Consider the following 26,498-nt stretch of genomic DNA (forward strand, 5'->3'; position numbering starts at 1 on the left):
CGACCATGGCATCGGGCACCAAGACCAAGAAGATCCTGCTCGTTTCGACCGACCGGGCGTTTTCGCAGGACACGCGGACGGCTTTCGCTGCATCCGAGGTCATCGAGCTTTTGACGGTCGAGAAAAGCGTCAACGAACTGCGCGGCGAGGTCCAGGAGACCGATTTCGGCGCCGTCATCGTCGACATGGACGCGGCCAAGCTCGAAGAGATCGAGTCGCTGCAGCGCATCATGCGCCGGATCGAAGGCCGCGTGCCGGTGGTCGTCGTCACGCAGGAATTCAATGCGGCGGCGGTGCGCATCCTGGTGCAGCTCCAAGTCGCCGACTTCCTGGTAAAGCCGATCACCACCGCCGATCTGGTGCGTTCCGTCATTCGCGCGCTACAGGGGCCGGGGCGGGAGGAAAACACTGAATCGCAAATCTACACCTTCATGCCGGCCGCCGGCGGTGTCGGCACCACCACGCTTGCCCTGCAGACCGCCTTCCAGCTGCACCATTCGGTGACGCGCGGCGCCTCGACCTGCGTGGTCGACCTCAATTTCCAGCAAGGCGCCTGCGCCGAATATCTCGACCTCGAGCCGCGCTTCGACATCACCGAAATCGAGAACCAGCCCGAACGTCTCGACCGGCAGCTGCTGGACGTCATGCTGTCCAAGCATGCAAGCGGGCTCTGCGTGCTGGCGGCGCCGACGCGCCCTTCGGAAATGCGCTCGTTCAAGACCGATGTCGTGGTGCGCATGCTCGACCTCGTCTCGGCCTATTTCGACAACGTCGTCATCGACATGCCGCGCACCTGGTTCCCGTGGACCGAGACGGTGCTGCTGGGCTCCAACAAGCTCTATATCGTGGCCGAGATGACGGTGCCTTGCCTGCGCCACACGCAGCGTCTCATCCAGGCCATCTACGAGACGGCCGGCAAGGAAGTGAAGCCGAACGTCATCGTCAACCGTTTCGAGCAGAAGATGTTCGACAGCGGCATCAAGCAGGCCGACGTCCAGGATATCCTCGGCGAGCATTTCGTCGGCGGCATCTCCAACAACTACCGGCTGGTGCGCGAGGCCGTCGACCGCGGCGTGCCGCTGCACGACATCGATCCGAACGCCAATGTCGTCAATGACCTGAAGAAAATCATCCTGCCCGAGGAGGCGGTGGCGACGACGGCAAAATCGAAGTCGCTGTTCGGCCTCGGCAAGGGCCTCTTGAAGAGGAAAGCAGGATGAGCAGCCGCTTCTCCAACCTGCAGAATCGCGATGTTCGTCCGCTGCGGGCGCCCGAACCCGCGCCCGTTGCGCATCACGCCGTGGTCATTCCGACGACCCGCAAGCCGGCGCCGCCGAAGCCGGAAGCAGCACCCGCAAAGAGCGCCAACAAGGTGCTCGACGCGCGCGTGCGCATCCACCGCATGCTGCTCGAAGAAATCAACCTCGTCGCGCTGGAGCGGCTGCCCAAGGACGAAATGCGCCGCCAGGTGCATGAGTTCGTCTCGGAAAAGACGCGTCAGGAGCGAATGGCGATCAACACCGCCGAGCTGGACGCGCTGGTGGATGACATCGTCGACGAGATGGTGGGCCTCGGCCCGCTGGAGCCGCTGCTCAAGGATCCGGAGATCAACGATATTCTGATCAACGGCCATCAGAACTGTTTCGTCGAAAAGCGAGGCAAGCTGCAGCAGGTCCATATCCCGTTCAAGGACGAGGCGCATCTGCTTCGGATCATTAATAAAATCGTCGCGGCCGTCGGCCGCCGCGTCGATGAATCGCAGCCGATGGTCGACGCCCGCATGCTCGACGGATCGCGTTTCAACGCCGCGATCAGGCCGGTCGGCGTCGACGGGCCGCTGGTATCGATCCGCAAATTCTCCAAGAACAAGCTCGGCCTGCACAAACTGGTAGAGTTCGGCGCCATCACCCAGAACATGGCCGAGGTGCTGGCGGCGGCCGTGCATGCGCGCAAGACGACGATCATCTCCGGCGGCACCGGCACCGGCAAGACGACGATGCTCAATGCCTTGTCGGCCTTCATTCCCGAGGACGAGCGCCTGATCACCATCGAGGACGCCGCCGAGTTGCAGCTGCAGCAGCCGCACGTCGCGCGCATGGAAACGCGCCCGGCAAACATCGAGGGTCATGGCGAGCTGAAGCAGCGCGATCTGGTCAAGAACGCGCTGCGCATGCGGCCCGACCGCGTCATCCTTGGCGAGTGCCGTGGCGAGGAAGCCTTCGACATGCTGCAGGCTATGAACACCGGCCATGAAGGGTCGATGGCGACCATCCACGCCAACACGCCGCGCGACGCAATATCGCGCCTCGAACAGATGCTCGGCATGACCGGCATGCCGATGACGGTGCAGTCGATCCGCAGCCAAATCGCGAGCGCCATCGACATCATCGTGCAACTGACGCGCCTGTCCGACGGCAAGCGCAAGGTGACCAGCGTCGCCGAAGTGACGGGCATGGAAGGCGACGTCATCCAGATGCAGGAGATCTTCCGCTTCGTGCGCACCGGCATGGAGGCGGACGGCAAGATCGTCGGCCATTTCGAGGCAACGGGCATCCGACCGCGCTTCCTCGAGGACCTGCGCAACATGGGCATTGAATTTCCGGGCAAGTATTTCGAACCCGGCCGGCCGCAGGAGTAGCCGGTGCTCGAGGGATTCAGCCCGATCTATGCCGTCTACGCGGCGGCGGCGCTCACCGGCATCATGATCGCCGAAGGCTGCTACCTGCTCTATGCCGGCCGCAGCGACAAGCGCACGGCGATCAATCGCCGCATGAAGCTGGCGGAGAACAAGATCAGCCAGGAGCAGGTGCTGATCCAGCTGCGCAAGGAGCGCGGCATGGAAGAGGGCACGCCCCTCCTTTCTTTCGATCGCTTTCGCGCCTTGCGCACGCAGTCCGGCATGATCATGCCGATGCCCAAATTCCTCACGATCACGTCGGGGATAGCGTTCGCTCTGACGCTTTTGGCCGTCTGGTACGGCCTGCCTTTGCTGTTCGGGCTGATCCTGCTTCTGGTGCTGGTGCCGGTCTTGCCGGTTATGGCGATGCGTTTTCTGCGCAAGCGCCGGCATAAGCGCTTCGGCATGCAACTGCCGGAAGCGCTAGAGCTGATCACGCGCGGCCTCAAGGCCGGCCACCCGGTGCCGGTGGCGATCGCGATGGTGGCGCGCGAGATGGCCGATCCGATCGGCACCGAGTTCGGCGTCGTGGCCGACGAGGTGACTTATGGCTCGGACCTGGTTTCAGCGCTCAACAACCTGTTCGATCGCGTCGGCCATGAGGACCTGCCGCTGTTCGTCACCGCTGTGTCGATCCAAAGCAGCTCCGGCGGCAATCTGCGCGAGATCCTCGACGGGCTGTCGTCGACCATCCGCGAGCGCGGCAAGCTGCGGCGCAAGGTGCGCGCCATTTCGACCGAAGGCCGCATGTCGGCCTATATCCTGACCGCCGTGCCGGTGCTTCTGTTCACCGCCATCATGGTGCTGATGCCGCAATTCTACCACGAAGTGTGGGGGATACCGAAGACCTGGTACATGCTGGGCGGCTCGATCCTGTGGCTCCTGCTCGGCAATGCCATCATGTTCAAGATGTCGAATTTCAGGTTCTGAAATGGAAGAGGTCATCCGCTTCCTTGCCTCGCTAGCGCCGACATCGCTGATGCCGGTGGCGGTGCTGCTGCTGGTGATGGGCGGCGGCGCGGTGGCATGGCCGCTGGTCGTTGCGCAGGGCGACCGCAACGAGGTCAAGCGCCGGCTGAAGGTCGAGGCGGCGCAGCCGATCGAGCAGCCCGAGCCGGCACCCAGGAAAAACGCGAACGCCGTGCGCGAGAAGGCGGTGAGGCGGGCGCAGGAATTCTATGCCAAGAGCGATCCGGAGAATGTCGCGCGATTGCGCATGAAGCTCATCCAGGCCGGCTACATGGAGCCGCGCGCCGTCGGGACGTTCTTCCTGATCCGTTTTGCCGCGCTGGTCGGAATGGCGCTTGGGGCATTCCTGGTCAACCATTGGGCGGCCAGCGCCGAATCGACCGTGACCAGCCGCTGGACCTTCATCATCCTGTCGGGAGCGGCCGGCTATTTCCTGCCCGGCCTGGTGCTGACGCAGAAGGTGCGGGAAAAGATGCGCGAATACCGCAATGGCTTTCCCGACTTCATGGATCTGATGATCGTCTGCTCCGACGCGGGCATGAGCATGGAGGCCGGCATCGAGCGGGTCTCGAAGGAACTCGCCAGGACCTATCCGTCGCTCAGCCAGAACCTGCAGCTGGTGTCGCTGGAGCTGAGGGCCGGCCGCAGCCTCGACGATGCGCTGAAGGCGCTCGCCGATCGCCTCAGCCTCGACGAAGTGCGCTCCTTCGCGACGCTCCTGCAGCAGTCCAAGGAGCTCGGCACCAGCCTGTCGGGAGCGCTGCGTGTCTTTTCCGACGAAATGCGCCACAAGCGCATGTCGCTTGCCGAGGAGAAGGCACATGCCTTGCCGGCCAAGATGTCGGTGCCGGTGACGGTGTGCATCCTGCCGGTGGTGCTGATGGTCGCCATCATCCCGATCGTCGTAAGGCTGACGTCGCACTGAGGCCGGCGGTGCTGGTTAACGCATCCTTTGCAAGCAACTGAAATTTAGGCGCATTTCGGCACCGAAGCTTAATCGCTCTCCTGTATGGTCCTTGCTGAAGAACGACCCGGCAAATCGGGCGACGGGGCAGGGCATGCGTCACAGACTCTCCACGGCAGCGGCGGTATCGGCGGCCGTCTTGATGATCACCGGCTGCACGACGAACAGCAGCGTCGACACGACCAAGACCACCGCGATCCAGGCGACGGCCAAGGACGTCAGCGCCGCCGACCTGACGGAGGGCAAGGCGCAATTCCGGGAGGCGAATTTCGGTCTCGCAGAACAGCATTTCCGCAAAGCGGTGGAGCTCAAGGCAGACAATGCCGAAGCCTGGATGGGGCTTGCTGCCTCCTATGACGAGCTCGGCCGCTTCGACTTCGCCGACCGCGCCTATGCGCAATTGCTGAGGGTCGCCGGGCGCAAGCCGCAGATCGTCAACAATATGGGCTATTCGCAGCTCCTGCGCGGCAACAAGAAGAAGGCAAGGGCGCTGCTGCTCGAAGCCAAGGCCGGTCTCGCCGACCAGACCGTGGTCAACGCCAACCTAGCGCTGCTCGACAAGAGCTGATCCGCTTCCGGCTCGTCCCGCCGCGGAACCGGGCCGTAGTTTCAGCGGACATGTCGACGCTTTGTAAACCCTTTGTCGAGCGAGCAGCGGACACCGGCCGAAAGGGTTTGCGCCACGCCTCTACAACCTACATTGAGGAAGCAACGAGTCTCCCCAACGGCAGATCTTCAGAGATGTTGGATTTCAGCTCGCTCCTGCTCGCGGCGGCACTGTCGGGCACATGCCTCAGCGTCACGATGCTCGCGATCTGGCTCACCGCGCCGCAGGCGCGTTTCGTGCTTACGGTCGCCTGCGGCATACTCGTGCTCGTTGCCCATGTCGTCCTGTTCTGGCGCTATACCAAGGACGCCAACCCGTGGCTCTGCCAGATGGTGCTTGCCCTGCTCAGCCTGGGGTTCCTCGTCATCTGTTTGTCGGCGATGCAGTATCTCGGCATCCGCAGTTATCGCCGCGCCATCGTGCCGGCGCTGGCAGCGATGGCGGCCTGCGCCCTCGTCACCTATTTCGGCTTCGATGGCGTCGGCTTTCTGATCACCTATTCGACGGTGACGGCGCTGCTCGGCGCGATCGGAACGATGTTCTGGATGAAGGGCGATCACGACCGCCGGATACTGCTCGTCGTTTCGTTTCTCAGCGGCGCCTGCGGGATATCCTTCGGCCTGTGCGGCCTGGTGTTGCTGGTGCAAGGGCAATGGGTTCTCGGCGCCGCGCCCGACAACTGGGCGGAGCGGTTGAACTCCGTCGTCGCGGTCGCCTGCATGACCGGCCTCGGCGCGCTGACGCTTTCGTTGCACCATCTGCAGGCGCAGATCGAGCTCAAGGCCGCGACGATGACCGATCCGCTCACCGGCCTGATGAACCGCAGGGCGCTCAGCGAGCTTTACGGCGGTCGCAGCTTCGGTCCGTTCATGGCGATCGCGATGTTCGACCTCGACCATTTCAAGACGACCAACGATGTCTTCGGCCATCTCGTCGGCGATCAGGTGCTTTGCCGGTTCGCGGCGGTGACCAAGAAATATAGCAGGGCCGGGGTCGATGCCTTTCGGCTCGGCGGTGAGGAGTTCGCGCTCGTCCTATCGCGCATGACGCCTGAAAAGGCGCACGATATGGCAAGCAGGATCGGGGTCGCTTTCGGCACCGAAATCGTCCCGACCCAACGTGGTCCGTTGCGCAGCAGCGTCAGCGGCGGCATGGGATTTGGTGCCGCCGATGGTCGCACCCTGGACGAGGTGCTGGCTGAGGCGGACGCCGCGCTCTACGCCGCAAAGCGCGCCGGGCGAAACCGCGTGATCGCCCAACGCCGGGAGGACCAGCCCGATAGCGGGCCAGCCCTGCGCTCGGCCTAACTTGCCCTGACCGTCTACTCTGCGGCGCCGAGATATTCCGACAGCGGCGGGCAGGAGCAGACCAGGTTACGGTCGCCGGCGACATTATCGATGCGCGAAACCGGCGGCCAGTATTTTGCTGCCAGATCTACGTCGCCCGCTGGGTACGCTGCTTCCATCCGCGAGTATGGATGCGGCCACGCGCCTGCCAATGCCTCGGCGGCACTGTGCGGGGCGTTGACCAGCGGGTTGTCGTCGAGCGGCCATTCGCCCTTCGCCACCTTCGCCGCCTCGCCGGCGATCGCAATCATCGCCTCGCAGAATCGGTCGAGCTCGCGCTTGGGCTCGGATTCCGTCGGCTCGACCATCAGCGTTCCGGCGACCGGGAATGACATGGTCGGGGCGTGGAAGCCGTAGTCAATGAGGCGCTTGGCGATGTCGTCGACGCTGATGCCGGCGCTCTCCTTGAGCACGCGGGTGTCGAGAATGCACTCATGGGCGATGCGATCGCTCCTGCCCTTGTAGAGGAGGGGGAAATGCGGCGCGAGCCGCGTCGCCACATAGTTGGCCGAAACGATCGCCGTCTCGGTGGCCTGCTTCAGCCCGGAGCCGCCCATCATGCGGATATACATCCAGGTGATCGGCAGGATCGAAGCGCTGCCGAAGGGCGCGGCGGCGACGGCATGCGCCGAACCTTCCGTGACATGGCCCGGCAGATAGGGTTTCAGATGCGCCCTGACGCCGATCGGGCCGACGCCCGGGCCACCGCCGCCATGCGGGATGCAGAAGGTCTTGTGCAGGTTCATGTGGCAGACGTCGGCGCCGATATCGCCGGGGCGGGCGAGGCCGACCAGGGCGTTGAGGTTGGCGCCGTCGAAATAGACCTGGCCGCCATGCTCGTGGATCAAGGCGCAGAGATGGCGCGCGCCTTCCTCGTAGACGCCATGCGTCGAGGGGTAGGTGAACATCAGCGCCGCGAGGTTCTTGGAATGCTCGTTGGCCTTGGCCCGCATGTCATCCATGTCGATGCTGCCGTCCTCGGCGCAGCGCACGACGACGACGCTCATTCCCGCCATCGCCGCGCTCGCCGGATTGGTGCCATGCGCGGAGGAGGGGATAAGGCAGACGGTGCGGTGGCCTTCGCCGCGCGCGCGGTGATAGGCGCCGATGGCGAGCAGGCCGGCATATTCGCCCTGGCTGCCGGCATTGGGCTGCAGGCTGACCGCGTCGAAACCGGTGATCTCCGACAGCCAGGCTTCCAGGTCGCCGACCATGGCGCGGTAGCCGGCCGAATGGCTGGCCGGCGCGAAAGGATGCAGGTTGGCGACGTTGACCCAACTCACGGGCATCATCTCGGCGGCGGCGTTGAGCTTCATGGTGCAGGATCCGAGCGGGATCATGGCGCGGTCCAGCGCGAGGTCCTTGTCGGCCAGCCGCCGCAGGAAGCGCATCATCTCGGTCTCGGAGTGGTTCTCGTGGAAAACCGGCTGGGTGAGGAACTCCTTGCCGCGCCGCTTACCGGGCATCGAGCCGGCTTCCACCGTGCCGGGCTTGGCGCCGAACAGGGCCGCGATCGCTTCGAGGTCGGCTTCGGTCGAGGTCTCGTCGAAGGCGATGCCGACGCGGTCGGCATCGATGACGCGCAGCAGCCGGCCGGTCTTCTCGGCGGCTGCGGCTATTGCCGCTGCCTTGCCCTTCACTTCCGCCGTCACGGTGTCGAAGCGGTGTGCTCCGAGAACGGCCACGCCCGCTGTCTTCAGCCCCGCCGCAAGGCGGTTGGCGAGAGTGTGGACGCGCTCGGCGATCGCTTGCAAACCGGCGGGACCGTGCCAGATCGCATAGGCCGTCGCCATGTTGGCGAGCAGCGCCTGCGCGGTGCAGATATTGGAGGTCGCCTTGTCGCGGCGGATGTGCTGCTCGCGCGTCTGCAGCGCCAGGCGATAGCCCGGGCGGCCCTTGCTGTCGGTCGACTGGCCGACGAGGCGGCCGGGCATAAGACGGGTGAGCTTTTCGGAGACGGCGCAATAGGCCGCGTGCGGGCCGCCAAAGCCCATCGGCACGCCGAAGCGCTGCATCGGACCGACGGCGATGTCGGCACCGAGCTTGGCCGGCGCATCCGTCAACGTAAGCGCGAGCGGGTCGGCGATGAAGACGACCAGAGCGCCGGCGGCGCGGGCCTTCTCGATCGCCGCCTTGTGGTCGCCATAGACGCCGAAAGTGTCCGGCCAGGAGACGAGCAGCGCAGCGGTGTTGTCGTCGATGGTCTCGCCGTCGACCTCGGTGCCGAGCGGTTCGGCGCGGGTGCGCACGACATCGAGCGTCTGCGGATGCGGCGTGCCGGCAAGCGCCACCTTGGTGCGCTTGTCGCGGTGATGGCGCAGTGCGATGCCGACCGCTTCGGCAACGGCGGTGGCTTCATCGAGCAGCGATGCCGAAGCCACCGGCAGGCCGGTCAACTCGGCGACCAGGGTCTGGAAATTGAACAGCATCTCCAGCCGGCCCTGGCTGATCTCTGCCTGATAGGGCGTGTAGGCCGTGTACCAGGCCGGGTTCTCGAACATGTTGCGCTGGATGACCGGCGGCACATGGGCGCCGTGATAACCGGCGCCGATGAAGCTCTTCAGCACCGTGTTCTTCGCCATCATCGCCGACAATTCGGCCAGTGCTTCGGCTTCGCTGGCCGGAGTGGGCAGGTTGAGCGGCAGATCGAGGCGGATCGACCTCGGCACGGCCTGGCTGATCAGCGTTTCGACGGACGGAACGCCGATGGTGGCAAGCATCGCCCTGACATCGTTGACGCTGGGGCCGATGTGACGGGCCGAGAAAGGAATGGGTGCTGCGGTCATTTCCAAGATCCTGGTATCAACCGATATGGGCTTTGTAGGCGGCCTCGTCCATGAGGCTGTCGAGTTGGCCTGCGTTGGAAAGCTTCATCTTCCAGAGCCAGCCATCGCCGGTCGCCGCCGAATTGACCAATGAAGGGTCCGACGACAGTGCTGTGTTGGCTTCGGTGATCTCGCCATCGACCGGCGCGTAGACGTCAGAGGCCGCCTTGACGGATTCGACGACTACGGCAGTGTCGCCCTTCGCGAGCTTACGGCCGATTTCCGGCAGTTCGACGAAGACGAGATCGCCGAGCTGCTCCTGCGCATAGTCGGTGATGCCGACGGTGGCGACGCCGCCTTCGACGCGCAGCCATTCATGATCCTCAGTGAAATAGGTATTTGCCATCGGAATATCATCCTTTGCGGTAGCGATGTGGCGTGAAGGGCAGCGAAGTGACGACGATCGGGATCCTGGTCCCGCGGACGTCGGCGAATAGTCTGTTGCCGGGCTTGGCCAGCGCATTGTCGACATAGCCCATGGCGACCGGGTGGCCCGTCGAGGGGCCGAAGCCGCCCGAGGTCACATGGCCGGCCGCATTGCCGTCGGCATCGACAAGCGCGGCGCCGGCGCGCACCGGCTGACGACCATCGGGCTTCAGGCCAACGCGCTTCTGCGACGGCCCGCGCTCAAGGATCGAGCGCAGCGCGTCAGCGCCGATGAAGTGACCGGAAGCGCGGAGCTCCTTAGGGATCGCCCACATCAAACCGGCGCTCGCCGGATCGATCTCGGGTGTCAGATCCTGGCCATGCAGGCAGAGCCCGGCCTCGAGCCGCAGGCTATCGCGGGCGGCAAGGCCGATCCATTGCACGCGCTCATCCTGCAGCAGCTTGCCGACGAGATCGCGGGCATCCGCTTCCGGCAGCCCGATCTCGAATCCATCCTCGCCGGTGTAGCCGGAGCGGCTCATGAACCAGTTTTGCCGGGGCTCGACACCATGCATGAACAGCAGCGAGCCCGTTTCGATATCGGCTCGCGAAAGGGCCGCCCAGGCATCCGGGCCCTGGATCGCCAGGAAGACGCGGTCGAGCGGCTCGACCTTGGCATCGAAATCCGCGGCCAACGCACGCAGATGCCTTTCATCCTCGGCCGCATTGCCGGCGTTGGCCACCACCATGAATCGGCCATCGTCAGGACGCGTGACGATCAAGTCGTCAATGACGCCGGCGGCCTCGTTGAGGAAGAAAGTGTATTTGGATTGGGCAATTTCCATCGCGCCGGCGTCGAGCGGGCAGGCGCGGTTGAGTAGGGCGGCGGCGCCCGGGCCGCCGACCTCGAACAGCTTCATATGCGAGATGTCGAACAGGCCGGCATGCTCGCGCGTGTGGAGGTGCTCCTTCATCACGCCGGCCGGATAGGTCAGCGGCATCGACCAGCCGGCAAAAGCGCCGAAACGCGCGCCCGCGGCGCTATGCAAATCCTCGAGGGGTAGATGTTTGGTGTCTTCGCCGGTCATGTCTTCTCCAGAGTCGCACGCAATCGACCGCCATTGGCGGTCCAGTCCGTGCCCCTCTGTCTGAAGCCTGAGAGACTCGCGCCCCGTAACTCTGTCGGCAGCGCTTACACCTTCGGCGCGGGAAGATTCCCGACTTTCCAGAGTTGTCTTTCCCGTCCACGGTTCTTTTGCCTGAGAGATTTCGGGCGATTTCCCCTTCGGCGACAGCTTGCGCTGTTCTCTCCCGCAAACAGGTAGGACTCAGTCACCTGAGCCCTCGACGCGCCATCCATAGCCCGTCGGCGACACCTTGTCACCTCCCAGCGACATATCTCTCGGCAGCCGACGCCGATGACAACACCCGATCTGGTCTGAACGGCGGCCCAGCAAGGCGGCCTAGTCGCCCGAGGCCATCGTCTTGCAAAGGATGATGTTGGAATGGCCGATTGTCGCCGTGAGGCTTTTCTCAATCGCGTTGAACTCGGCTGACGCAAGATCGTGCTCGGCCTGCAGGCGAAGCGCCATCAAATACCGGCATACCAGTCGTAGCCATTGTCTTCCCAATAGCCGCCGCGACCGCCGCCGACATTGGCGAAGCCGTCGACCAGCTCGATCTTGTAGAGATATTTCGGCATCTTGTAGCCGAGCTGGCGCTCGACCCGCACCCGCAGCGGCGCGCCGTTCTCGACCGGCAGCGGCTTGCCGTTCAAGCCGTAGGCCAGGATCGTTTGCGGATGGCGGGCATCGATCAGGTCGATGCTGCCGTAATATTTGATGTCGCCAGACAGGCTTTGCTCGATCGTGTCGAGGCAATGGAACATGACGTAGCGCGCCTGCGGCTTGACGATGGCCTGATCGAGCACCAGCGAGAGCGGCGTGCCGGTCCATTTGGCGATGCAGCTCCAGCCTTCAACGCAGTCGTGGCGGGTGATCTGGGTGCGGCTCGGCATGTTCTGCAACTGCTCGCGGGTGAGCGACAGCGGTTTTTCGACGAGGCCGGTCACCTCCAGGCGCCAGTCGGCGAAATTATTGGCGAGAAGACCCTTATAGGTGTCGTCGTCAGGCGCGGTGACGCCGTTCGGCCGCTGCGGCTGGCGGATGTCGGCCTCGCTGAATTCCGGTGCCAGCGCGTCCCGGCCGGCAAGCAGGCGCTGTGCGCGGTATGTCAGCCCGTTGGCATTTTCGAGGAAGCTGCGCAGCCCGCTGCCGACGCCCAGACCGCTGTCGAAGGCATCGCAGCCCGACAGCGCGATGCCTGACAGACCGAGGCTGGCGGAGGTTAAGAACTTCCGGCGGCTAATCTGGAATTTTGCCATGTCAGGCGCTCCTCTCGGTTGCCTGGTCGTGCTTTGCGGGCGGGTCGGTGCGGTACCAGCCGGTGATGATCGAGCGCAGCTCGTTGATCGGGCCGGCAGCCACGATCATCAGCATATGGACGACGAAGAAGAGCACGAGCAGCACCATGACAATGAAGTGGATGGTGCGAGCCGTCTGCCGACCGCCCAGGATTTCATTGAGCCAGGGAAGCACCGAGTTCATGCTCGGCGACATCGCAAGCCCGGTGATGATCATCAGCGGCAACAGCACGAAGAGCACGCCGCCATAGGCCATTTTCTGCAGCGTGTTGTATTCGCGCGCGTGGTGGAATTTCAGCTTCGCATGGTCGACGATGTCGCGCGGCAACTTGCGCAAGTCATCCAGGCGAGGGGCAAGATCGCGGCGGATATGGCCGTTGATCAGGCTCGCGATCAGCCAAATGAGCAGGGTTGCGCTCACCACCCAGGCGAAGAAGAAATGCACGACGCGGGCCGTGCCGAGGTCGTAGTAGGACGGGATCGTCGTCCAGGACGGAAAGGCGCGCGGCGTTTCCTGTCCGGGAGGGCCGGACCAGCCGAGCACGCCGGTGGTGTCGAAGCGATGCCCGAAGATTTTGGTAAAGCCGCGCGGTCCGCCGTCTGTGTTTTCGGCGCCGATCTCGAGGATCGTATTGTTGTATTGGAAGCCCGATTCCTTGCCGATGTAGAGTTGCGGGCGCGCGTTGAAGATCTGCAGGCCCGAAAGCAGCATGAAGAACAGCGAGAACGCCCAGAGCCAATGGGTCAGGCGCGTCCAGCCCGATTGCCGGTAAATCAGCGTCGGGTCCTTCGGCGTGGATGCTTCTACCTCGGTGGAGGGTTCGCTTCTGGCGACGGTCTCCATATCTGGATGTCCTCCCGGCTCGCTCGTCTGCGGCCTCTCAGAGCCTTGTTCTCCTCCCAATACGTCTCCGGCCCAAGCGTTGTTTCATCCGATCACGGATTTATTATGGACTGCCCAGGCTGACCGCGAGATTGACCGCGGCGGCGACGATCACCGTGTTAAAGAAAAAGCTCAGGATCGAATGGACGAGCACGACCTGGCGCATGCGCGAGGTCGTTATCCCAGTGTCGGCGGTTTGCGCAGTCATGCCGATGACGGTCGCGAAATACAGGAAATCCCAGCCTTCCGGGCGTTTGCCGCCGGGAAAATCGAGGCCGCCGACCGGATTCTTCTTCCTGGTTTTCTCGTCGATCTCGTCGCCGTCCATCCAGTAGACATGCGCATAATGCAGCGCCGCCATGGCATGGATTGTGAACCAGCCAAGCGGGATCGACAGCATCGCGAACAGAACCTCCAGCGGATGCGCGGCAGCCTTTTGGTTGATGAGCTGAAACAGCGAGCCGATGGCGAGGCCGACGACCAGGAGCGTGACCGCAAAAATCAGCAGCACCGGCAGGTCCGTGGCACGCGCGTTCTTGCTCAGGTAACGGCCGGTGAGCCTCGGCATCGCGACCAGCACCAGAAGAGTGTAAGCGGCGAAGAAGAGGTTGGCGCCGATGGAGTAGGGCAGCGGCGCCCCCAGCATCAGGGCGAGAAGCAGCGCGACAATGCCGATGGCCGCAGCCAAAGCGAACTGCACGTGCCGGTGGATCGGCGTGTTGAGGGATATGTCGTCGCCCATGGCCGGTTCTCAAAGGGCTTCGGGTCAGCCGGGTGTGGCGGATTTGAGCGCCCGCCGCAAGATGCGGTCGAGCTCGCCGAGAAAGTTTGACCTGTCCTTCGCCGTGAAGGCGGCGTTGAAGCCGCGGCTTTCGCCGGTCTCGCGCAGATGCTGCTTCAAATCCCGCATCGCCACCGCCATGCCGATGGTCTCGTGCGTGAAGGGACGGCCCGTAGGTCCCAGCACATGCGCGCCGAGCGCCACCGTGCGCGCGGCAAGCGGGATATCGGCCGTCACCACGACATCGTTGGGTTTGGCGTTCTCGACGATCCAGTCGTCCGCGGCATCCGCGCCCTTGGAGACGACGACATTGCGGATCATCGGATCGCGCGACGGGCGCAGGCCGCCATTGGAGACATAGGTAACCACGACGCCGTGCCGCTCCGCCACCTTCTCGACCTCGGCCTTCACCGGACAGGCATCGGCATCGACATAGATGATGGGTGCTGGCATCGTCTCTCCAAATGTGCAAAGGGCCGGCGTTGGCCGGCCCTTTACCAGAAATCCCGCAATTGTCAGGCCGCCAAGGCTCCCGACTTCTTCGCCGTCCAGGTGGCGATGTAGTCCATCAGGGCGGGGTTGAGGCAGTCATAGGGTTCGAGCCCGATCGACTTCAGCTGGCCGCGGATGCCGTCCATGCGGCTCGGGTCGACGCCGGCTTCGATGATGGAGGAGACAAAGGCGGCAAAGCCGGGCGGCGACCAGCCGTCCTCCTCGAAACGCTCGGGATGGATGAAGGACAGACCCTTGAAGGGATGGTCGCGCTCGACCGGGCCGTACATGTGCACGCCGCAGCTGGTGCAGGCATGGCGCTGGATCAGCGCTGCCGGGTCGACCACCTTCAGCTTGTCGCCATTCTCAGTGACAGTGACGTCGCCGGTGCCGGCAACGGCCACGACCGAGAACACCGCCCCCTCCGGCTTCCAGCATTTGGTGCAGCCGCAGGCATGGTTGTGGGCGATCTGGCCCTTGACCTTCACCTTCACCGGATTGCTGGTGCAGAGACAGACCAGCGTCCCGCCGGAAAAGGCAGCACTTTCCTTCGGCAGCCCGTTGTCGATCTTCGGATGCAATTTTTCCGCCATTCGTCCTTCCTCCCATGTTGAGCCGCAAAGGTTGCGGGCTCCAGCCCACGACCGAGGCGGCATTGCTTCAGTAAACCACGACGCTGCGGATCGACTTGCCCTCATGCATGAGGTCAAAACCCTTGTTGATGTCGTCGAGCGTCAGCGTATGGGTGATCATCGGATCGATCTGGATCTTGCCCTCCATGTACCAGTCGACGATCTTCGGCACGTCGGTGCGGCCGCGCGCGCCGCCAAAGGCGGTGCCCATCCAGGTGCGGCCGGTGACCAGTTGGAAGGGCCGCGTCGCAATCTCCTGGCCGGCGCCGGCAACGCCAATGATGACCGACTTGCCCCAGCCGCGATGCGAGGCCTCGAGCGCCTGGCGCATCACCTTGGTGTTGCCGGTGCAGTCGAAGGTGTAGTCGGCGCCGCCGATCTGGTCGGCGCCGCGCTTGGTCAGGTTGACTAGGTAAGGCACGATGTCGCCGTCGATCTCCTGCGGATTGACAAAATGCGTCATGCCGAACTTCTCGCCCCAGGCCTTCTTGTCGTTGTTCAAGTCGACGCCGATGATCATGTCGGCGCCGGCCAGGCGAAGGCCCTGGATGACGTTGAGGCCAATGCCGCCGAGGCCGAAGACGACCGCGGTGGCGCCCTGCTCGACCTTGGCCGTGTTGATGACGGCGCCGATGCCGGTGGTCACGCCGCAGCCGATATAGCAGATCTTGTCGAAGGGGGCGTCGGGATTGACCTTGGCGACCGCGATCTCCGGCAGCACGGTGAAGTTGGAGAAGGTCGAGCAGCCCATATAGTGGAACAGCTTCTCGCCGCCGACCGAAAAACGCGAGGTGCCGTCGGGCATCAGGCCTTGGCCCTGCGTGGCGCGGATGGCGGTGCACAGATTGGTCTTGCGCGACAGGCAGGACGGGCACTGCCGGCATTCGGGCGTGTAGAGCGGGATGACATGGTCGCCCTTCCTGACCGAGGTGACGCCCTTGCCGACATCGACGACGATGCCGGCGCCCTCATGGCCGAGGATCGCCGGAAAGATGCCTTCCGGATCGGCGCCCGAGAGCGTGAACTCGTCGGTGTGGCAGATGCCGGTCGCCTTGACCTCGATCAGCACCTCGCCCTCGCGCGGCCCCTCAAGATCCACCTCCATGATCTCCAGCGGCTTTCCGGCACCAACGGCAACTGCGGCACGCGTTTTCATGAGGCATTCCTCCCAAGGCAATCTTAAAAGTCTCAGCTTTAAGGCAGGCCGTCGAGCCTGCCCGGCGAGGCGAATACCGCCTGCCATTTTCTTGCGCTCGCCACCACCTTACCGGGTTCGAAGGTGGCGGCCAACGTCTGTTGCGACGTTTTTCGACGCCGCTTCTGCAAAAGGATCGAGCGCCGAAGGGCAGGGGCTGCAGACACTTGAGGCGCGTCGGGATTGTCCATAGAACTGGACGGCTTCGCCGGAGGAACGACATCCGAATGTTCAAGAAGATCCTGATCGCCAATCGCGGCGAGATCGCCTGCCGCGTGATCAAGACGGCGCGCAAGATGGGGATCGCCACGGTCGCGGTTTATTCGGATGCCGACCGCGACGCCGTGCATGTCGAAATGGCCGACGAGGCCGTGCATATCGGCCCGTCGCCGGCGGCGCAGAGCTATCTAGTGCCTGAGAAGATCATCGCCGCCTGCAAGGAAACCGGCGCCGAAGCGGTGCACCCGGGTTATGGCTTCCTGTCGGAACGCGCCTCTTTCTGCGAAGCGCTGGAAAAGGAAGGCATCATCTTCATCGGACCGAAGCCCAAGGCGATCCGCGCAATGGGCGACAAGATCGAATCGAAGAAGTTCGCCAGCCAGGCCAAGGTTTCGACCGTGCCCGGCTGGCTGGGCGTCATCGAAAATGCCGACCACGCCGAAAGGATTGCCGGCGAGATCGGCTATCCGGTGATGATCAAGGCCTCGGCCGGCGGCGGCGGCAAGGGCATGCGCATCGCCTGGAGCAGCGCGGAAGTGCGCGACGGCTTCGAGCGCGCGCGTTCGGAAGCGAAAAGCTCCTTCGGCGATGACCGCGTCTTCATCGAGAAATTCGTCGTTGACCCGCGCCATATCGAGATCCAGGTGCTGGCCGACGCGCATGGCAATGCGCTCTATCTGGGTGAGCGCGAATGCTCGATCCAGCGCCGCAACCAGAAGGTGGTCGAGGAGGCGCCGTCGCCGTTCCTCGACGCCAAGACGCGCAAGGCCATGGGCGAGCAGGCTGTGGCGCTGGCGAAAGCCGTCGATTACCAGAGCGCCGGCACGGTCGAGTTCATCGTCGACAAGGACAGGAACTTCTATTTCCTTGAAATGAACACGCGACTACAGGTCGAGCATCCGGTGACGGAGCTCGTCACCGGCATCGATCTGGTCGAGCAGATGATCCGCATCGCCGCCGGCGAAAAGCTCGGCATCAGGCAAAACGAGGTGAAGCTGAACGGCTGGGCGGTGGAAAGCCGTCTCTATGCCGAGGACCCGTTCCGCAATTTCCTGCCCTCGATCGGCCGGCTGACGCGCTACCGGCCGCCGCAAGAGGGCATGTTCGGCGATGTGGTGATCCGCAACGACACCGGCGTTGCCGAAGGCGCCGAGATATCGATGTTCTACGACCCGATGGTGGCAAAGCTCTGCACCTGGGCGCCGACGCGGCTCGAGGCTATCGATGCCATGTCCGAAGCACTGGACGGTTTTGTCGTCGACGGCATAGAGCACAACATTCCGTTCCTCGCTGCGTTGATGCAGCATCCGCGCTGGCGCGAGGGGCGGCTTTCCACCGGCTTCATCGCCGAGGAGTATCCGGACGGTTTCGCGCCGGTCGAACCGGACGGTGAGGAGAGGGCGGTATTCGCCGCGATCGCCACCGCGATTGAGCTGCTGCGGCGGGACCGGCTCGACCGGCTCAGCGGCCGGTTGGCACCGCATTCGGGCCATCTCAAGCGCGACTGGGTGGTGAAGATCGGCGCGGACTATCTTTGCGCCGGCATCCTGGACGGCATGGTCTCGATCCCGATGGAGATCGATCTGTCGATCGATGGCAGCGAGCCGCTGACGGTCGCTTCCGACTGGCGGCCAGGGGACGCGATCTGGCGCGGCACGGTCGGCGGCAGCCGGATCGCGGCGCAAGTCCGGCCGGTGCTGAACGGCCTTTGTATCGCCTGGAAGGGCATGTCGGTGACGGCTCAAGCCATGCTGCCGCGGACGGCGGAGCTGGAAAGGCTGATGCCGGAAAAGCCGCCGCCGGATACCTCGAAAATGCTGCTTTGCCCGATGCCAGGACTGGTGGTGTCGATCGCCGTCGCCGAGGGCCAAGAAGTCAAGGCCGGCGAGACGCTGGCCGTGGTCGAGGCGATGAAGATGGAGAACGTGCTGCGCGCGGAGCGCGACCTCACCGTGGCGAAGCTAAACGCCAAACCGGGCGACAGCTTGGCGGTCGACGCTGTGATCATGGAGTTCGCCTGAGCACAGGGCGACAGTGGCCGCAAGCTTGTGGTTCGCGATCGATTGTACTGGACTGGCATCGCGGCGTCCGGGACAATACATCTGCACGGATCAGTCCTTGAGATAGCGCGAAAAAACATGGCGGATGAACGACTTCCACGCGACCCTTTGCAGCGCGAAGCTCTCGTGAAGGCCACGCCGCCGGAGACGCCTGCACGGAGGTTCATCCATCTGCGCGTGCATTCAGCCTATTCGCTGCTCGAGGGCGCCCTGCAGCTCGGCGCCATCGTCGGCCACGCGGTCAAGGATGAAGCGCCGGCGATCGCAGTGACCGACACCAACAATCTGTTCGGCGCGCTCGAATTCGCCCAGAAAGCGGTCAAGGACGGCGTCCAGCCGATCATCGGCTGCCAGGTCGACCTCGTCTTTTCCGGCGAAACGAGCGACGCCCAACGCGACCGCCGCCGGCACGGTCCCGAGATGTCGCCGATCGTGCTGATCGCCGCCAGCGAGGCCGGCTATGCCAATCTGGTCCGGCTGATCAGCAAGGTTTATCTGGAAACGCCGCCCGGCGAGCCGGTGCACATGACGAGCGCCATGCTGGAGAGCCATTGCGATGGCCTGCTATGCCTGACCGGCGGCCCGCGTGGCCCGATCGGCAGCGCGCTGAAGGCGGACCGCCGCGACCTTGCCGAACAGCGGCTGCTGTTCCTCAAAGAGCTTTTCGGCGACCGACTCTATGTCGAGCTGGAACGGGTCGCCGGCTATGACCGCATGGTCGAAAAGTCGACGCTCGACCTTGCCTATACCCACGAACTGCCGCTGGTCGCGACGAACGAGGCCTTCTTCTCCAAGCGCGAAGACTATGAGGCGCATGACGCGCTGATTGCGATCGCCGAAGGCTCGGTGGTGGCCGCCGACAATCGCCGGCGGCTTTCGCCCGACAATTTCCTGCGCGGCCAGGCCGAGATGGCACGGCTGTTCTCCGACCTGCCGGAAGCGATCGACAACACGGTCGAGATCGCCATGCGCTGCTCCTACTATCCGAAGAACCGCAGCCCGATCCTGCCGCGTTTCACCGGCGCCGACTCCGCCGACAAGGACGCCGCCGAGAAGGCGGAAGCCGCCGAGCTCGGGCGCCAGGCGCGCGAGGGCCTGGAGGCGCGGCTTGCCGCGCACGGACCGACGCCAGGCTACACGGTCGAGCAATATCGCGAGCGGCTCGAATTCGAGCTCGGCATCATCGAGAAGATGAAGTTTCCCGGCTACTTCCTGATCGTTGCCGACTTCATCAAATGGGCGAAGGCGCAAGGCATCCCGGTCGGACCGGGGCGCGGTTCGGGCGCCGGCTCGCTTGTTGCCTATTCGACCACCATCACCGACATCGACCCACTGCGCTTCTCGCTGCTGTTCGAGCGCTTCCTCAACCCGGACCGCGTCTCGATGCCGGACTTCGACATCGACTTCTGCCAGGACCGGCGCGAGGAGGTCATCCGCTACGTCCAGCAGAAATACGGCCGCGACCAGGTCGGGCAGATCATCACCTTCGGTACGCTGCAGGCGCGTGCGGTGCTGCGCGACGTCGGCCGCGTGCTGCAAATGCCCTATGGCCAGGTCGACAAGCTCTCCAAGATGGTGCCGCAGAACCCGGCCAACCCGGTCAAGCTGGCGGACGCCATCGCCAACGAGCCGCGCTTCGCCGAGGAGGTGGAAAAGGAGCCGATCGTGCAGACGCTGCTCGACACCGCGCAGAAGCTCGAGGGCCTCTACCGCCATGCCTCGACGCATGCCGCCGGCATCGTCATCGGCGACCGGCCGTTGTCGGAATTGGTGCCGATGTACCGCGATCCGCGCTCGGACATGCCGGTCACCCAGTTCAACATGAAATATGTCGAGCAGGCCGGGCTGGTGAAATTCGACTTCCTCGGCCTGAAGACGCTGACGGTGCTGGAAACGGCGGTGAAGCTGATCCGGCGGCGCGGTGTGGATATCGATCTTGCCCGCATCCCGCTCGACGACCCCGAGACTTACGCCATGCTGTCGCGCGGCGAGGTGGTCGGCGTGTTCCAGGTTGAAAGCGCGGGCATGCGCAAGGCGCTGATCGGCATGCGGCCGGACTGCATCGAGGACATCATCGCGCTGGTCGCGCTCTATCGCCCAGGCCCGATGGAGAACATCCCGACCTACAATGCCAGAAAGCATGGCGAGGAGGAGATGGCCTCGATCCACCCCAAGATCGACCACCTTGTGAAGGAAACTCAAGGCGTCATCGTTTACCAGGAACAGGTGATGCAGATCGCGCAGGAGCTTGCCGGCTATTCGCTCGGCGAAGCCGATCTTCTGCGCCGCGCCATGGGCAAGAAGATCCGCGCCGAGATGGACAAGCAGCGCGAGCGCTTCGTCACCGGCGCCGTCGAGCGCGGCGTCGGCAAGGCGCAGGCCGATTTCATCTTCGATCTGCTGGCGAAATTCGCCGACTACGGCTTCAACAAGTCGCACGCCGCGGCTTATGCGGTCGTTTCCTACCAGACCGCCTACCTCAAGGCGCACTATCCGGTCGAGTTCCTGGCGGCGTCGATGACGCTCGACATGAGCAACACCGACAAACTGGCGGATTTCCGCCAGGACGCGCTGCGCCTCGGCATCGAGGTGGTGGCGCCGTCGGTGATGACCAGCTTCCGACCGTTCGAGGTCGGCGAGAACAAGATCTTCTACTCGCTGGCGGCGCTCAAAGGCGTCGGCGACGCGGCGGTCGAGCACATTGTCGAGAAGCGTGGTGAGAGGCCGTTCAAGAGCCTTGCCGATTTCTGCGAGCGCGTGGATCCGAAGATCGTCGGCAAGCGGGTCTTCGAAAGCCTGATCATGGCGGGAGCCCTGGACTGCTTCGGGCACGACCGCGCCGTGATGATGGCCGGCGTGGAGCGGATGATGGGCCTCGCGTCGCTGGCGCAGCAGAACGCCATCTCGGGCCAGACGGATATTTTCGGCGCCTCGCTCGGCGCACAATCGCAGGCGCTCAACCTGCCGGCGGCCGAGCCATGGCTTGCCGCCGACCGGCTGCACCGCGAGTTCCAGGTGGTCGGCTTCTATCTCTCGGCGCATCCGCTCGACGAATACAAGGCCGCGCTGCAGAAGATGCGGGTGCAGAACTGGGCTGAATTCTCCGCCGCGGTCAAACGCGGCGCCGCGGCCGGCCGGCTCGCCGGCACCGTCACCACGAAGCAAGAGCGCAAGACCCGCACCGGCAACAAGATGGGCGTCGTGCAGTTTTCCGACACCACCGGCCAGTACGAGGCGGTGCTGTTCTCCGAAGGCTTGGCGCAGTATCGCGACATGCTGGAGCCCGGCCGTTCGGTGGTGATCACCGTCTCGGCCGAAGACCGGCCGGAGGGGATCAATCTGCGCATCCAGACGGTGCAGTCGCTGGAGGACGAAGCAAGCCGCATCCAAAAGGCGCTGCGCATCTTCGTGCGCGATGCTCAGCCGATCAACATCCTTGCCAACCAGCTTGCCGTGAAGGGCGAGGGTCAGGTGAGCTTCGTGCTGATCAAGGAAGCCGGCCAGGGCGAGGTGGAGATCGAACTCCCCAACCGCTATCGCATCTCGCCGCAGGTTGCGTCGGCCATGCGCGCGGTGCCGGGTGTCGTCGAAGTGGAACTGGTGTAAGCGTTCCAACGACTTGTTTTCGCGCAACTCCGGACAGAAACCGGGTAGCGCTTTCCTTGAATGCTTTGGCGCGAGGCGTGGCCACCAGTTCAAGCCCCGCCGCGATCACCCGTACTGGCAACCACGTCATTCGCTCAACGACGTATGGTTCTGTATATCTTTGCCTAACTTGTTCTTGCTAATCTTGCAGCTGGGCTGCGGAAATGTTGGGGCCCAAGCTGTAAGCAAGGCTGACGATTGGGCAGGAGCGGGCACGATGGTCGACAAGTCGAATCTCGCGATAGTCGCAACTGATCTCGATGGGCAGCACGCCGATGACGCAGGGGCCCCTCTCGTGTCGGCCATTATCCCTTGCCTGAACGAAGAGCGCACGCTCGGCATCTGCATCCGCAAGGCGCTTGACGTTTTTTCGAAGCGGGGCATTAAGGGCGAGGTCGTCGTCGGGGACAATGGGTCGACCGATCGGTCGGTGGAGATTGCCGAGTCCCTCGGCGCGCGTGTCGTGCACCAGCGGGTCAAGGGATACGGCGCGGCGATCAGCGCGGCGGCTGAAGCTGCACGAGGCAAGTACCTCGTCATGGCGGATGCGGACGATTCCTACGACTGGAGCAGCCTAGGCGACTTCATCGACGCGCTGGAGGGTGGTGCCGAACTGGTCATGGGCGATCGCTTCGCCGGCGGTATCGAGCCCGGCGCCATGCCCGCTCTGCATCGGTATCTCGGCAATCCTGCGCTTTCAACGATTGCCCGCTGGCTTCACCATTCTCCGATACACGATTTTCATTGCGGCATGCGAGGATTCACCCGCGATGCGTTTCGCCGAATGGGCGCGCGCTCGCCTGGCATGGAATTCGCCTCGGAGATGGTCATCAACGCGCATCGCGCAGGCCTGGTGATCCGCGAGGTGCCAATCAAGCTCTATCCGGACAAGCGCGGCCGCCCACCTCACCTGCGTTCGTTCCGCGACGGTTGGCGACATCTGCGGCTGATCGTGGCGCATGCACCCAACACCATGTATCTCATACCGGGAGCGACGTTGCTGGTGTCCGGTATTGCTGGTCTTGCGGTCCTCGCGGCGGGACCTGTCCGGATCGGAGGGTGGTATTTCGGAATTCACTTCGTCGCGCTCTCCGCGATGGCGACGCTGATTGGCCTTTCGGCCATCCTTTTCGGTATGCTGGCCAAGGTGGCGATCGCTATCTATCACCCGGGCCACGGCGGCCGGGTCGTGCCTTGGCTTATGCGCGGCCGCCCGCTGGAATGGCTGGTCTTTTCCGGCGGCTTGCTCGCCGTGGCGGGCTTTGCCGCGGACGTGTTGCTGGCGCTGCATTGGATTTTCATAGGCGGCCCGATGGAGCAGTCGGTGCACCTGACCTTCGTGATCACCACCGCCTGCGTGGCCGGGATGTCCATGGTCCTGTCCGGCTTTGTGCTCAAGTTGCTGCTTGATAATCTGGACGATAGGCGTGCGTTCTGAGCGCTTCGACATCGAGCGGCTGGAGCGATGGAAAAAAGATAGAGTCGGCGCCAGCAGGTCGGTGGTGCATTGAAAGCTGGTGGGATGAGGGGAAGCAGGGCGGTTCCGCGGATTTGGGATACGGACTGGCTGGTCTTGCGCGGGCTAGCTCGGCTGTTGCGAAAAGAGGCCAGGGCGCATGTTAGGCCGGGCACACTAATGGTCGATCTCGGCTGTGGTGACATGCCCTATGCTGACATGATGTTCGAGATGAAGATCGACTATCGCGGCGCGGATATCGGCGAGGGCAGCTTCCTGAAAATTGACGAGCAGGGCCGCGTGCCACTAGCAGATGGCATCGCTGGAGCAGTACTTTCAGTACAGGTCCTGGAGCACGTGCGCGACCTTGACTCGTACTGCGCCGAGATTCGGAGACTGCTGCGCGATGACGGTGTGCTGTTGTTGTCTACTCACGGCAGCTGGCTCTACCACCCTCACCCTGAGGACCATCGTCGTTGGACACGCACCGGACTTGTCGTAGATCTTGCCGATCGCGGCCTCGAAGTCGAAGAGGTGCATGCGATTGCCGGGCCCTTGGCAACCACGACGCTAATCCGCCTTACGGGCTTTGCTTTCTTCCTTCGCCGCCTACCGATCATAGGCGCAATTTTGGCGTCGCTCCTTGCCCTGTTGATGAACCTGCGCGCTCAATTGGAAGATCGTCTAACGCCCGCCCAGATACGCGACGACAATGCCTGCGTTTTCTTGGTCCGCGCTCGGAAGGCAGCGATATGAGCGTGCGCACGCCCTTCGCCTATATGGTGATCGCCGGCATCTGCATCGCGCTGCACAACGTGGTCATCATCTTGTCTGACAGGGTCGGGATACGTTTGTGGCTGGCCGTACTGTTGTCCTTCTGCGTCGTGGCGGGCACTGGCTATGTGCTTCATAGCGTATTCACCTTTCGGCGACCGTTGGCTCCCATAACCTTCGCACGGTACGTCATTGCAATGGTCGCCAACATACCATTGGCATTTGTCACCATATGGTTTTGGCATCAGCAGGCCGGCCTGCCGATGGTGTTCGCCTCGCCACTTGCCTCGGTCTGCATGCTGGCGCTGAACTTCCTGCTTGGTCGATGGGCTATCGCCACGCCAAACCGCTGGATGACGGGGGGACCATGACCTTGGCCACGGCAATGGGCCCGATCGATCCGAAGCTTCTGCAGGACATCCTGTCGCGTCACCTCGCCTTTTATCGAAACAAGGCGCCGACTTATCAGGCGGTTATGCTCGATAGTCTACGCGAGCTGTGGGACAAGCAGCATTGCAAATTGCTCGACGTCGGTGGTGGCACTGGGGTGATCGCTCAAGCCATAGCCGAACTCTTTCCGGTGGATGAGGTGCAGACAGTGGATATGGTTGACCGTTTCTGCCCTTCGCTGAGCGTGCTGACCAAGCAGTATGACGGCAAAACCCTGCCTTTCGCGGACCGTAGTTTTGATGCGGCGACACTCAATAATGTAGTTCATCACGTTCCAGTCACAGCACGTACGGACTTGCTGCGTGAAATTCGGCGCGTGGTTGATGGTCCGCTTTACATAAAGGATCACGAAAGCTGCGGAAGGCTGGACGACCTGCGCCTCACCGCAATGGATGCGATAGGCAATATCCCATTTGGCGGAATGATCTGGGCGCGCTACTTGAAGCGGGCAGAATGGGGGAAGTTAGCAACCGAAAGTGGCTACCGCATTGCTCGTCGCGCTGCGCCGAAGCAATATCGAAAAAGCATCCATGAACTGCTGTTTCCCAATCGTCTCGAAGTGACAATGCGCTTCGAGCCCGCTTGATGGGTCGGTCCGGTGCGCATTTTGACCGTCAGCCATTTCTATGAAGGTCACGGCGGCGGCATAGAGCTTGTGGCCGGGCATTTGTGCCGACAATTCACGCAACTGGGCGTTCAGGCTGTTTGGGCCGCCAGCGATGCCGATCAGCCGCCGGAAAGCGACGTTGAAGCGGTCCCTCTTGCCTGCGTCGACCCAATCGAGAAGGTCATTGGGCTGCCAATGCCGCTGGCGCGCGTCCGTGCGATTCGCGCGCTGGCCCGCGAAATGCACCGTAGCAATGCGGTCGTAGTGCACGATGCGCTGTACATGACATCGGTCCTGGCATTGCTGATGTCGAAGGCTTTCCGCAAGCGCGTGGTGCTGATCCAGCATATCGCCGGCATCCCCTTTTCTTCGCGCATTCTCCGCTCCGTGATGGCACTAGCCAACATCGTCATCACGCGCCCGATGCTCCGAGCCGCTGACGCAGTTGTGTTCATCAGCGACACCGTGCGCCATGATCTTGTGGGCACGCCAGCGCGCATTCCCTTCCAACTGCTGTTCAACGGTGTTGACGGTACGATTTTTCATCCCGCTTCAGGCCCGCTGCCTGTGCCGGAGGCCCCTGCGGCGATCTCGATCCCCCCGGGTACGCGTCGCATTCTTTTCGTTGGTCGCTACGTCGAGAAGAAAGGATTGTCGGTGCTGCGGGCTTTGGCCGCGTTCCGCCAGGATCTCGCATTTTTGATGGTCGGCAGCGGCCCGATCCACCCCGGCAAATGGGGACTTGCCAATGTTCACGACCTTGGTGTCCAGAGCCCTCAGGCCCTGGCGGACCTTTATCGGGGGGCTGACTTCCTGCTGTTGCCGAGCGTCGGAGAGGGCTTTCCGCTCGTTATTCAAGAGGCAATGGCCTGCGGACTGCCTGTCGTCTGCGGCGAACCGAGCAACCGTGCCGACCCAGGCGCGGCCAAATGGCTGCGTGGCGTTGCCATCGACCTCACCAATCCCGACGGGTCGGCCAGGCGTTGCGCCGATGCCATCGACAGCCTTGCCCTCACCTCCGAGGAGCGAGCCGCCATGGCTCGTTACGCGTTGGCGCAGTACGACTGGCGCGCAACGGCGCTCGGCGTGCTGACCTTGGCAGGCGGAGGAGTGGCCAAACTTTGACCT

General features: G+C 63.5%; 23 protein-coding genes and 1 riboswitch. Of the genes, 13 read left to right on the plus strand and 10 right to left on the minus strand.

Going from position 1 to position 26,498, the window contains the following annotated elements:
• Positions 1 to 5 precede the first annotated feature (5 nt).
• The 6 genes from CK221_RS21975 (at position 6) to CK221_RS22000 (ending at position 6,524) form a co-directional block, all read left to right on the plus strand.
• Complete coding sequence (locus CK221_RS21975; protein ID WP_095779239.1) at positions 6 to 1,220, plus strand: response regulator/pilus assembly protein; 1,215 nt, start codon at positions 6 to 8, stop codon at positions 1,218 to 1,220.
• Positions 1,217 to 2,638 carry a CpaF family protein gene (locus CK221_RS21980; protein WP_067000192.1) on the plus strand — a complete coding sequence of 474 codons (1,422 nt, stop codon included), beginning with the start codon at positions 1,217 to 1,219 and terminating at the stop codon, positions 2,636 to 2,638. The genes CK221_RS21975 and CK221_RS21980 overlap by 4 nt, the downstream gene beginning before the upstream one ends.
• A gap of 3 nt (positions 2,639 to 2,641) precedes the next feature.
• Positions 2,642 to 3,607, plus strand: a complete 966-nt coding sequence (locus CK221_RS21985) for a type II secretion system F family protein (protein ID WP_095779240.1) — start codon at positions 2,642 to 2,644, stop codon at positions 3,605 to 3,607.
• A gap of 1 nt (position 3,608) precedes the next feature.
• On the plus strand, positions 3,609 to 4,571 hold the full coding sequence (locus CK221_RS21990) for a type II secretion system F family protein (protein WP_067000198.1): 963 nt from the start codon (positions 3,609 to 3,611) through the stop codon (positions 4,569 to 4,571).
• 133 nt (positions 4,572 to 4,704) lie between these two features.
• Positions 4,705 to 5,178 carry a hypothetical protein gene (locus CK221_RS21995; protein ID WP_095779301.1) on the plus strand — a complete coding sequence of 158 codons (474 nt, stop codon included), beginning with the start codon at positions 4,705 to 4,707 and terminating at the stop codon, positions 5,176 to 5,178.
• 173 nt (positions 5,179 to 5,351) lie between these two features.
• Positions 5,352 to 6,524 carry a GGDEF domain-containing protein gene (locus CK221_RS22000; RefSeq protein WP_095779241.1) on the plus strand — a complete coding sequence of 391 codons (1,173 nt, stop codon included), beginning with the start codon at positions 5,352 to 5,354 and terminating at the stop codon, positions 6,522 to 6,524.
• Between the two features lie 14 nt (positions 6,525 to 6,538).
• On the opposite strand, the gene gcvP is transcribed toward CK221_RS22000, so the two are convergent.
• From gcvP to CK221_RS22045, 10 genes are all read right to left on the minus strand, one after another.
• Positions 6,539 to 9,349, minus strand: a complete 2,811-nt coding sequence (gene gcvP, locus CK221_RS22005) for an aminomethyl-transferring glycine dehydrogenase (RefSeq protein WP_095779242.1) — start codon at positions 9,347 to 9,349, stop codon at positions 6,539 to 6,541.
• Positions 9,350 to 9,365: 16 nt separating this feature from the next.
• Positions 9,366 to 9,734 carry a glycine cleavage system protein GcvH gene (gcvH, locus tag CK221_RS22010; protein WP_095779243.1) on the minus strand — a complete coding sequence of 123 codons (369 nt, stop codon included), beginning with the start codon at positions 9,732 to 9,734 and terminating at the stop codon, positions 9,366 to 9,368.
• Between the two features lie 7 nt (positions 9,735 to 9,741).
• Entirely contained in the window at positions 9,742 to 10,842 is a 1,101-nt protein-coding gene (gene gcvT / locus CK221_RS22015) for a glycine cleavage system aminomethyltransferase GcvT (protein WP_095779244.1), read from the minus strand.
• Positions 10,843 to 10,991: 149 nt separating this feature from the next.
• Positions 10,992 to 11,078, minus strand: a riboswitch (glycine riboswitch).
• Between the two features lie 139 nt (positions 11,079 to 11,217).
• A complete protein-coding gene (locus CK221_RS31110; protein WP_259979720.1) occupies positions 11,218 to 11,346 on the minus strand; it encodes a hypothetical protein in 129 nt (42 codons plus the stop codon).
• The gene (locus CK221_RS22020) at positions 11,346 to 12,137 is read right to left on the minus strand and encodes a molybdopterin-binding protein (RefSeq protein WP_067000214.1); all 792 of its coding nucleotides are present in this window, start codon (positions 12,135 to 12,137) and stop codon (positions 11,346 to 11,348) included. Before CK221_RS22020 ends, CK221_RS31110 begins: the two co-directional genes overlap by 1 nt.
• 1 nt (position 12,138) lies before the next feature.
• Entirely contained in the window at positions 12,139 to 13,020 is an 882-nt protein-coding gene (locus tag CK221_RS22025) for a cytochrome b/b6 domain-containing protein (protein ID WP_095779245.1), read from the minus strand.
• 103 nt (positions 13,021 to 13,123) lie between these two features.
• Positions 13,124 to 13,801, minus strand: a complete 678-nt coding sequence (locus tag CK221_RS22030) for a DUF1345 domain-containing protein (protein ID WP_095779246.1) — start codon at positions 13,799 to 13,801, stop codon at positions 13,124 to 13,126.
• Between the two features lie 24 nt (positions 13,802 to 13,825).
• Positions 13,826 to 14,293 (minus strand): YaiI/YqxD family protein, encoded by a 468-nt coding sequence (locus CK221_RS22035; protein ID WP_095779247.1) that lies wholly within the window; start codon positions 14,291 to 14,293, stop codon positions 13,826 to 13,828.
• A 62-nt stretch (positions 14,294 to 14,355) separates the two neighbouring features.
• Positions 14,356 to 14,925, minus strand: a complete 570-nt coding sequence (gene gfa / locus CK221_RS22040) for an S-(hydroxymethyl)glutathione synthase (protein ID WP_095779248.1) — start codon at positions 14,923 to 14,925, stop codon at positions 14,356 to 14,358.
• A gap of 67 nt (positions 14,926 to 14,992) precedes the next feature.
• On the minus strand, positions 14,993 to 16,120 hold the full coding sequence (locus CK221_RS22045; protein WP_095779249.1) for an S-(hydroxymethyl)glutathione dehydrogenase/class III alcohol dehydrogenase: 1,128 nt from the start codon (positions 16,118 to 16,120) through the stop codon (positions 14,993 to 14,995).
• 266 nt (positions 16,121 to 16,386) lie between these two features.
• Between CK221_RS22045 and CK221_RS22050 the strand changes: the two genes are divergently transcribed.
• The 7 genes from CK221_RS22050 (at position 16,387) to CK221_RS22080 (ending at position 26,495) form a co-directional block, all read left to right on the plus strand.
• Positions 16,387 to 18,399 carry an acetyl/propionyl/methylcrotonyl-CoA carboxylase subunit alpha gene (locus CK221_RS22050; RefSeq protein ID WP_095779250.1) on the plus strand — a complete coding sequence of 671 codons (2,013 nt, stop codon included), beginning with the start codon at positions 16,387 to 16,389 and terminating at the stop codon, positions 18,397 to 18,399.
• Positions 18,400 to 18,516: 117 nt separating this feature from the next.
• The gene (gene dnaE / locus CK221_RS22055) at positions 18,517 to 22,044 is read left to right on the plus strand and encodes a DNA polymerase III subunit alpha (RefSeq protein WP_095779251.1); all 3,528 of its coding nucleotides are present in this window, start codon (positions 18,517 to 18,519) and stop codon (positions 22,042 to 22,044) included.
• Positions 22,045 to 22,300: 256 nt separating this feature from the next.
• The gene (locus CK221_RS22060; RefSeq protein ID WP_095779252.1) at positions 22,301 to 23,521 is read left to right on the plus strand and encodes a glycosyltransferase family 2 protein; all 1,221 of its coding nucleotides are present in this window, start codon (positions 22,301 to 22,303) and stop codon (positions 23,519 to 23,521) included.
• Positions 23,522 to 23,719: 198 nt separating this feature from the next.
• Complete coding sequence (locus tag CK221_RS22065; protein ID WP_197504263.1) at positions 23,720 to 24,295, plus strand: methyltransferase domain-containing protein; 576 nt, start codon at positions 23,720 to 23,722, stop codon at positions 24,293 to 24,295.
• Positions 24,292 to 24,684, plus strand: a complete 393-nt coding sequence (locus CK221_RS22070; protein ID WP_095779302.1) for a GtrA family protein — start codon at positions 24,292 to 24,294, stop codon at positions 24,682 to 24,684. Before CK221_RS22065 ends, CK221_RS22070 begins: the two co-directional genes overlap by 4 nt.
• Complete coding sequence (locus tag CK221_RS22075) at positions 24,681 to 25,349, plus strand: class I SAM-dependent methyltransferase (protein ID WP_067000248.1); 669 nt, start codon at positions 24,681 to 24,683, stop codon at positions 25,347 to 25,349. Before CK221_RS22070 ends, CK221_RS22075 begins: the two co-directional genes overlap by 4 nt.
• A gap of 12 nt (positions 25,350 to 25,361) precedes the next feature.
• Positions 25,362 to 26,495, plus strand: a complete 1,134-nt coding sequence (locus tag CK221_RS22080; RefSeq protein ID WP_095779253.1) for a glycosyltransferase family 4 protein — start codon at positions 25,362 to 25,364, stop codon at positions 26,493 to 26,495.
• Positions 26,496 to 26,498: the final 3 nt, after the last annotated feature.

Source organism: Mesorhizobium sp. WSM3868 (assembly GCF_002294785.1).
GTDB lineage: Bacteria > Pseudomonadota > Alphaproteobacteria > Rhizobiales > Rhizobiaceae > Mesorhizobium.